The 8236-nt window shown below is 63.5% G+C and carries 9 protein-coding genes; 8 read left to right on the top strand and 1 reads right to left on the bottom strand.

What is annotated here, in order from left to right; all coding sequences use genetic code 11:
• A partial coding sequence (locus CWO89_RS37205) for a flagellar biosynthetic protein FliO (RefSeq protein ID WP_207234651.1) occupies positions 1-398 on the bottom strand: 398 nt, incomplete at its 3' end.
• 355 nt (positions 399-753) lie between these two features.
• Here CWO89_RS37205 and flgB point away from each other — a divergent pair.
• From flgB to CWO89_RS37165, 8 genes are all read left to right on the top strand, one after another.
• The gene (flgB, locus tag CWO89_RS37200; RefSeq protein ID WP_130583341.1) at positions 754-1164 is read left to right on the top strand and encodes a flagellar basal body rod protein FlgB; all 411 of its coding nucleotides are present in this window, start codon (positions 754-756) and stop codon (positions 1162-1164) included.
• 23 nt (positions 1165-1187) lie between these two features.
• Complete coding sequence (gene flgC, locus CWO89_RS37195) at positions 1188-1613, top strand: flagellar basal body rod protein FlgC (RefSeq protein ID WP_130583340.1); 426 nt, start codon at positions 1188-1190, stop codon at positions 1611-1613.
• A 21-nt stretch (positions 1614-1634) separates the two neighbouring features.
• Positions 1635-1943: a flagellar hook-basal body complex protein FliE gene (gene fliE, locus CWO89_RS37190; RefSeq protein WP_130583339.1), complete on the top strand. Its 309-nt coding sequence runs from the start codon at positions 1635-1637 to the stop codon at positions 1941-1943.
• 112 nt (positions 1944-2055) lie between these two features.
• On the top strand, positions 2056-2319 hold the full coding sequence (gene fliQ, locus CWO89_RS37185; RefSeq protein ID WP_130583338.1) for a flagellar biosynthesis protein FliQ: 264 nt from the start codon (positions 2056-2058) through the stop codon (positions 2317-2319).
• A gap of 180 nt (positions 2320-2499) precedes the next feature.
• Positions 2500-3270 carry a flagellar biosynthetic protein FliR gene (fliR, locus tag CWO89_RS37180; protein ID WP_130583337.1) on the top strand — a complete coding sequence of 257 codons (771 nt, stop codon included), beginning with the start codon at positions 2500-2502 and terminating at the stop codon, positions 3268-3270.
• Between the two features lie 9 nt (positions 3271-3279).
• A complete protein-coding gene (flhB, locus tag CWO89_RS37175; protein WP_130583336.1) occupies positions 3280-4356 on the top strand; it encodes a flagellar biosynthesis protein FlhB in 1077 nt (358 codons plus the stop codon).
• A 157-nt stretch (positions 4357-4513) separates the two neighbouring features.
• Positions 4514-7075 carry a cell cycle histidine kinase CckA gene (cckA, locus tag CWO89_RS37170; RefSeq protein WP_130583335.1) on the top strand — a complete coding sequence of 854 codons (2562 nt, stop codon included), beginning with the start codon at positions 4514-4516 and terminating at the stop codon, positions 7073-7075.
• A gap of 328 nt (positions 7076-7403) precedes the next feature.
• Positions 7404-8027: a hypothetical protein gene (locus tag CWO89_RS37165; RefSeq protein WP_245476759.1), complete on the top strand. Its 624-nt coding sequence runs from the start codon at positions 7404-7406 to the stop codon at positions 8025-8027.
• The last annotated feature ends 209 nt before the right edge of the window (positions 8028-8236 follow it).

Raw genomic sequence — 8236 nt, 5'->3', positions numbered from 1 at the left:
GGCTCCGGAGTGTCGAAAATATCGGTGCGGGCGCTTTCGGCCTCCGCCCAGGCGGTATCGGGAAGTGGCGCAACCCGCGGTGGCGGCTCGGCGCTCGCGACCACCGGACGTGGTGGCGCCTGATCGCGGGCTGCCATCGCGCGGACGATGTTGGGTTCGACGACGATGTCGGTGGGGCCGCCGATCATCAGCAGATGCTCGACATTGTCGCGCCGGACCAGCACGAGGCGTCGTCGCCCATCCACCGCGGCCGCATCGATCACCGCCAGCCGCGGCATCCGCCCGCGATTGGTGTTGGCGCCGAGGCGGTTACCGGCAAAGCGTCGCACCAGCCACGCTGCCAGACCGATCAGCGCCAATACGGCGATGAACGCAAAGAGGAACCACAGGATCTGCATATTACTGTCCCCGGCCATCTGGCCCTGCTTTCATGCTGGCTTAGACGGATGCGGGCTGAAGCGATCCGATCAGCGAATCACGCCCGAGATCAGCCTTATTTCTTAATTCCCCACGGCACGCCGCCCATGTTTACTAATAGACCAAGAATCGATTGTTCCAAAACGACTTCTGAGCCCGCCCACGCGCCCTGGTTAACGCAGCCATCGTGGCAAAAATGTGCACTTTCCGATGATTCGCAGGTTGCCACCCGTGCTGCCCACGACATCCTGGAACAATTTAACCAGCCGTTAACCATACACCGGGCAAATTCTGCCTACCTCGGGGATGGCCCCAGAGGTTAACGGGGGCGCGGCGATGTCCGTCAACGATCTACCGATCCTGTCGGCGCTGCGCACCAAGATGCAGTGGCACCAGGAGCGCCAGCGGGTGCTCGCCGAGAACGTTTCCAATTCCGACACGCCGAACTTCAAGCCGCGCGACCTGGTCGAGCCGACCTTCGACCGCAATGGTGCGACCGTCGGCGGGTCGATGGGCACGCTGCCGATGATGCGGACCACATCCGGCCACATCGCGGCCTCCGGCGCGCCGGAGAATTTCGACCATGACGGCGGCAAGAACGCCTTCATGACCAGGCCGGCCGGCAACGCCGTCAACCTGGAAGAGCAGATGCTGAAGGTCTCCGCCAACCAGATGGACTATGCGGCGGTGACCTCGCTCTACAGCCGCAGCCTCGGGCTGATCAAAACCGCCATCGGCAGGCGCTGACGGTTTTCTAGGGAGGAAGGATCATGGCCGACGATGGAAGCGATTTCGCCCGCTCGATGACGATTGCCACCTCCGGCCTGCGTGCGCAGGCCGGGCGGATGCGGGTGATCTCGGAAAACATCGCCAACGCCGATTCGACGGCGCAGACCGCGGGCGGCGATCCCTATCGCCGCAAGGTGCCGACCTTCTCTTCCGCGCTCGACCGCACGCTGGACGCCAAGGTGGTGACGCTCGGCCGGGTCCGGCCCGACCAGTCGGCGTTCCGCGTCAAATACGAGCCGAGCAATCCGGCGGCGGATGTGGCCGGCAACGTGAAATATCCCAACGTCAATCCGCTGGTCGAAATGACCGACATGCGCGACGCCCAGCGCTCCTATGAGGCGAACCTCAACATCATCAGCGCCACGCGGCGGATGATCCAGCGCACACTCGATATCCTCAAGTCCTAAAGAAACAGGAAGCGATCCAACATGGCCACACCGACAGTTGCCGCCAACGCCTATGCCAGCCTCGCCCGCATGATGGAGCGGGGCGGCGCCGAGAAGGGCGGCGAGACCGCAGGCCCCTCGTTCGGCGCGCTGGTGAAGGAAGCCATCGGCAGCGTCATGGATGCCGGCCGCAAGTCCGACGCCCAGACCGTGGCGATGACCGCGGGCCGGGCCAATGTGATGGACGTGGTGACCGCGGTCGCGGAGACCGACGTCGCGGTCTCGACCCTGGTGTCGGTGCGGGACCGGGTGATCCAGTCGTATGAAGACATCATGAAGATGCCGATTTGATTGGGGCGAATAGGGAGTGGCGAATAGCGAATAGGGGAAGAGGTGTGATCCATTCGCTATTCGCCACTCGCCATTCGCATCCAACGCAAGTAACTGCAAAGCGAGAAACCAAATGACCGGTGCTGAAACCCTCGACGTGGCGCGCGATGCGATCTGGACCATCGTGGTGGTGTCGTCACCCCTGATGATCGTCGGCCTTGTGGTCGGCGTGATCGTGTCGCTGTTCCAGGCGTTGACACAGATCCAGGAGCAGACGCTGATCTATGTGCCGAAGATCATCGCGATCTTTGTGACGCTGCTACTCGCGCTGCCGTTCATGGCGGATTCGATGCACGCCCACATGATGCGGATATCGTCGCGAATCATCGGCGGTTGATGCACTAATGTCCCGGCCCTGACATTCGCACTCAGTCGCGGCAGGCGGGGTTGCGAATGTCAGGGCCGAAGGGACATTAGCAAGATCATTTTTTTGCAGTGCGATGTATTTGACATTCGCATGGAGGAATCGCGGAAAATGCCGATGCGAATGTCAAATACATCGCACTGTGCGTGAGTCATGCGCATCGACATATCCCTGCTGCCGGCGCTCGCCGCGACCTTCGTGCTGGTGTTTGCCCGCATGGGTGCGATGGTGATGTTGCTGCCGGGATTCGGCGAGAGCAATATCCCGGCGCGGATCAAGCTTGGGATCGCACTGCTGCTGACTTTGATCATCCTGCCGCTGCACCGTGCGGACTACCATGTCGACGTCACGTCGGTGACGTCGCTGATGGTGCTGATGGTGCACGAGATCGTCATCGGCATCGTGCTCGGGGCGACCGCGCGCGTGACGCTGTCGGCGCTTGCCGTCGCGGGCTCGGTGATCGCCCAGCAACTCGGCCTCGGCTTCGTCACCGCGATCGATCCGACGCAGGGACAGCAGGGCCAGCTCATCGGCAACTTCCTCACCATCCTCGGCATGACGCTGTTGTTTGCGACCGACACCCACCATCTGGTGCTCGCGGCGCTGAACGAGAGCTACAAGATCTTCTCGCCGGGCGCCTTGATGCCGACCGGCGACGTGGCGGCGCTGGCGACGCGCGCCTTCGCCGAGGCCTTCAAGATCGGCCTGCAACTGTCGGCGCCGTTTCTCGTATTCGGTCTCGTCTTCAATATCGGGCTCGGCGTGCTGGCGCGGCTGATGCCGCAGATGCAGGTCTATTTCGTCGGCGTGCCGCTCTCGATCCTCGCCGGGTTCCTGATCTTCGCCGTGGTGCTCGCGGCGATGATGGGGACCTATCTCGAATACTTCATCGGCGTCATGCACCAACTGACGCCGCTGAAATAGGGAGCCGCCATGGCCGAGGATAGCGACGACAAAACAGAAGACCCTACGCAAAAACGTCTCGATGACGCACATGCGAAGGGCGATGTCGCCAAGAGCCAGGAGGTCAACACCTGGTTCGTGATCGCCGGCGGCACGCTGGTGCTGTCGACCTTCTCGACCTCGACGGCAGCAGGCATCCTGACGCCGCTGCGCAACTTGATCGCCAATTCCTGGATGATCAGGACCGACGGCCCGGGGCTATTGTCGCTGATGCAGACGCTGGGCATCGCTGTCATCGCGGCAATCGGCGTGCCGCTCCTGATGCTGATGCTGGCGGCGATTGCCGGCAATATGATCCAGCACCGCCTGGTGTGGTCGGCGGAGTCGCTGACGCCGAAATTCAGCAAGATCTCGCCCGGCGCCGGCTTCAAGCGCATTTTCGGCAAGCAGGCGGCGGCGAATTTCCTCAAGGGCATCTTCAAGGTCGTCGCGCTCGGCGCGGTCATGACCGCGGTGCTGTGGCCGGAGTGGCACCGGCTGGAATCGCTGCTTAGGATCGACGTCGCCTCGATCCTGCCCGCGACCACCAGCCTGACCGTGCACCTGATGGGCGCGGTGGTGGCGATGCTCGCCGCGGTCGCCATCGCCGACTACTTCTTCCAGTACCGGCAATGGTACGAGCGGCAGAAGATGTCAGTGCAGGAGATGAAGGAGGAGTTCAAGCAGTCGGAAGGCGATCCGCACATCAAGGGGCGCATCCGCCAGTTGCGGCAGCAGCGCATGAAGAAGCGGATGATGGCCTCGGTTCCCAAGGCCAGCGTGATCATCACCAACCCGACCCACTATTCGGTGGCGCTCGCCTACGACCGCAACATGCAGGCGCCCGTCTGCGTTGCCAAGGGCGTCGACATCATCGCCTTCAAGATCAGGGAGATCGCCAAGGATCACGACATCCCGATCGTCGAGAACGTGCCGCTGGCCCGCGCGCTCTATGCAACCGTCGATATCGACGAGGAAATTCCGGTCGAACACTATCACGCGGTCGCCGAAATCATCGGCTACGTCATGGGCCTGAAGCGGCGCGGGCTGTCGGGACAGCGAAGCTGACGCGGGATGGGGCTCCGGGAATGGAACGAAAGCGGCCTGAGATGGGCTTAACCTGGGAAATAGCGGCCTGATGGACTTGCGCTCCAAGCTCCGATTGAGGCACTCAGGAGGGCGGGCGAATCTGCACGCCTTCACCGCCGACGGGCAGTTTCCTTCAATGACCGCCGAGACCGATCACAACCAAGCTGCCGAGCCGTTCGTGGCCCACGAACCGGCGCGGCGGAGCGGCAGCATCGTCCTGGTGCTGCTGGTGGCGGCCGGCCTCGTCGCGGTGGCGATCGCGCTGATGACGATCGGCCGCGCCCAGGCGCAGCCCTATATCGTCGGTGTGCTGGCGCTCTTGGCCATGGTCGGGCTGTTCAGCCTGTTCGCCTTTGCCGCCGGAATCGTCCGTTTCTCGGACCGTTCCACCGACGATCCCGTGATGGGCCGGATCGCCAACCACGCCTATGACGGGCTGGCGGTCACGGATTCGCACGGGCACGTGGTCTATTCCAACGCCGCCTATCTCGCGCTGACGGGCGCGGCGAGCCCGCAGGAGGTTCGGCCGGTCGAGCGCGTCTTCATCGGCAATCCGGATGTCTCCGAGGCCGTGTTCCGCCTGCTCAAGGCCGCGCGCGAAGGCAAGCGGCAGCAGGAGGAGGTCCGCATCGCCGGCCATGACGGCCTGCGTGGACGGTGGCTCAGGATGCGGGTGCGCCCGCTCGGCCAGAGCAAGCGCGAACAGAAATATGCGGTGTGGTCGATCGCCGACATCACCCGCGACCGCGAGCGCCAGGAGGACGTCTTCAAGGAATTGCAGCACGCGATCGAATATCTCGATCACGCGCCTTGCGGTTTCTTCTCGGTCACTCCGTCCGGCGAGATCGCCTATGTCAACGCGACGCTCGCGAACTGGCTCGACTACGACCTCGCCGAGATCGGCTCGGGCGGCTTGAAGCTCACCGACATCGTGTCCGGCGACGGCGCAGCGCTGCTGACCTCGATCGTGCCGGCGCCGAGTGAGGTGAAGACCGAAGTCTTCGACATCGATCTCAGGATGCGGAGCGGCAAGCCGATGCCGGTGCGGCTCTATCACAAGCTCGCCTTCGGCGCCGACGGCACGCCCGGGGCCTCGCGCACGCTCGTCATCAGCCGCGCCCGCGACGAGCATCACGATCCCGAACGCGCCGCCGAAGTCCGCTTCATGCGCTTCTTCGACCACACGCCGATGGCGATCGCGACCGTCGATCGCAGCGGCAATGTCGTGCGGGCCAATGCGCGCTACGCCAAGCTGGCGCAAAGCCTGAATGCGGAAGGCTCCGCCGCCAAGTCGATCTTCCGCGCAGTCCATCCGCGCGACCGCAGCCTGGTGATCGCGGCGATCAACCAGGCGGCCGAGGGCAGGGGCGACATCGCACCCGTCGACGTCATGCTCGACGGCGCCAAGGAACGCTGGGGCCAGTTCTTTATTACTGCAGTCGACGAGGACGACCGCGACGCGGAAGCCGCAATCGTCTACATGCTCGAGACCACCGAGCGGCGCACGCTGGAAAACCAGATCAATCAGTCGCAGAAGATGGACATGGTCGGCCAATTGGCCGGCGGCATCGCGCACGATTTCAACAACGTGCTCTCAGCCATCATGATGGCGAACGATTTCCTGCTGAACGCGCACAAGCCGACCGATCCGTCGTTCCAGGACATCATGCAGATCAAGCAGAACGCGACCCGCGCGGCGACGCTGGTGCGGCAACTGCTCGCCTTCTCGCGGCGCCAGACGCTGCGGCCGCAGGTGCTGGATCTCGGCGACGCATTGAGCGACCTGACCATGCTGCTGCGCCGGCTGATCGGCGAGAAGGTGAAGCTCGACCTCGTGCACGGGCGCGACCTCTGGCCGGTGAAGGTCGATGTCTCCCAGTTCGAGCAGGTGGTCGTCAACCTCGCCGTCAACGCGCGCGACGCGATGCCTGATGGCGGCAAGCTGATCATCAAGACCCAGAATGTCGCGGCAGAGGAAGCGGGCCAGCTCGCCTACAAGGGCCTGCCGGCGGCGGACTATGTGCGGATCGACATCACCGATACCGGCACCGGCATTCCGCTTGAGATCATCGACAAGATCTTCGAGCCGTTCTTCTCGACCAAGGAGGTTGGCAAAGGCACGGGGCTCGGCCTGTCGACGGTCTACGGCATCGTCAAGCAGACCGGCGGCTTCGTATATGTCGATTCCTCGCCCGGCGAGGGCACCACCTTCCGCATCTTCCTGCCGCGCCACCGGCCCGAGCAGGAGGTCGCACCGGAGCCGCAGCCGACCAATGGCGCGGCCAAGGAGACCGCAGCCGAGCCGCCGAAGCCAAAACCCGACCTGACCGGGCAGGGTACGATCCTTTTGGTCGAGGACGAGGATGGCCTGCGTTCACTGAACGCCCGCGGCCTGCGCTCGCGGGGCTACAGCGTGATCGAGGCGTCCAATGGCATTGAGGCGATGGAAGCGCTCGACGAGAAGAATGGCGAGATCGACCTCGTCGTCTCCGACGTGGTGATGCCCGAGATGGACGGCCCGACGCTCTTGAAGGAGATGCGCAGCCGCAATCCGGATCTGAAGATCATCTTTGTCTCGGGCTATGCCGAGGATGCGTTCGAGAAGAGCCTGCCGGAAAACCAGCAATTCGCCTTCCTGCCGAAGCCGTTCACGCTGACGCAGCTCGTCGCGGCCGTGAAGGAGACGATGGCGCCGTGACGATAGCTGTGCCTATGAGCAGAAACGAGTCGATTTAACCCAGTAACGTGTCCCCAGCACGTCGTAGCACCGGCGGTCGTGAACCCCTGCTCGCCGAACGTTCGATCCGGCCTGAAAGCCGACATGTAACGCAAGTCTGACTTTTGACCCAGCTGACACTGGAAGCGGAGGACGCTGGCGTGCCCGGTAGTAGCGCGCTGACCGGCAAGAGTGTCTTCAATGCGTCAGCGTTTCTACCTCATCTAAAGCGGGCATATCCGCTGAAGGCCCTTGATCTAGCGCAATGCCCACGCATTTTACGAAGGGGCAGGCTTAGTGGAGAACGTCCATGAAGCAGATGAGCTTGAGGACATTTGCGATTGCGACCTCGGCCTTCGCGTGCGCTACGTTGCTCTCGTTCAGCTGGTCTGAACAGCGCGGCGTCTCGCTGTCAGTTGAGGGCGCGCAGGCGCGGATCGGTCGCCCATTGACCCCCCTAAGCGGTGCCGGCGTTGCGCGTCGCCATTACCGGCGGGCTGCGTACGGCTACGGTGCCGGTGTGGTCGGTGCTGGCCTGGCGGCCGGCGCGATTGGGACGGCCGCGGTAGCGGCCACCTCACCTTATGGGTACTATGGTGGTGGCCCATATGCAGGCACTGGTTGGGGCTACTATGGCGGCTACCCCGGCAACTATTACGGCAGTTATGGCTACCCTGGCGGCTATTACGGCGGCTACGCCAACCGCAGCTACGTCACCGGACGGCCAACGCTGTTTCCGCGCTACTACGGCGGCAGTTATGCCGCTGGCGGCTACCCTGTTGGCTATTACGGCGGCTACGCCAACCGCAGTTACGTCACCGGACGACCAACGCTGATTCCGCGCTACTATGGCGGCTATGGTCAGTACTACGGCAGCCCGAACAACAGAGGCGGCTTGGTTGGCGGCGACGACGCAGGGACCTACAGTCCCTAAGACTAGCACCGCGTTTCTAGCCGGCATCTGAATAGGCGTTTGCGCTCTCAAGCGGGCGCGAACGCCGTTCCCGCCATCCGCGTGACCACTTCTGCCGCAGCACGACAGCACCGCGCTGATCAGTTAACTAGCGATGGGGCACGACTGCTTATGTGAAGGGTTTCGGATGCCGGCCGCCGAATTCGCGGCGCCGTCCCTCAAGCGGCCGG

Origin of the sequence: Bradyrhizobium sp. Leo170, from assembly GCF_004296405.1 — a bacterium.
Taxonomy (GTDB): Bacteria; Pseudomonadota; Alphaproteobacteria; order Rhizobiales; family Xanthobacteraceae; genus Bradyrhizobium.
This window is presented reverse-complemented; position numbering and strand designations above follow the sequence as displayed.

Bases quoted from the DNA above. Each gene is read 5' to 3' on its own strand.
- flgB (WP_130583341.1), top strand. From the start codon at position 754: ATGTCCGTCAACGATCTACCGATCCTGTCGGCGCTGCGCACCAAGATG.
- flgC (WP_130583340.1), top strand. From the start codon at position 1,188: ATGGCCGACGATGGAAGCGATTTCGCCCGCTCGATGACGATTGCCACC.
- fliE (WP_130583339.1), top strand. From the start codon at position 1,635: ATGGCCACACCGACAGTTGCCGCCAACGCCTATGCCAGCCTCGCCCGC.
- fliQ (WP_130583338.1), top strand. From the start codon at position 2,056: ATGACCGGTGCTGAAACCCTCGACGTGGCGCGCGATGCGATCTGGACC.
- fliR (WP_130583337.1), top strand. From the start codon at position 2,500: ATGCGCATCGACATATCCCTGCTGCCGGCGCTCGCCGCGACCTTCGTG.
- flhB (WP_130583336.1), top strand. From the start codon at position 3,280: ATGGCCGAGGATAGCGACGACAAAACAGAAGACCCTACGCAAAAACGT.
- cckA (WP_130583335.1), top strand. From the start codon at position 4,514: ATGACCGCCGAGACCGATCACAACCAAGCTGCCGAGCCGTTCGTGGCC.
- CWO89_RS37165 (WP_245476759.1), top strand. From the start codon at position 7,404: ATGAAGCAGATGAGCTTGAGGACATTTGCGATTGCGACCTCGGCCTTC.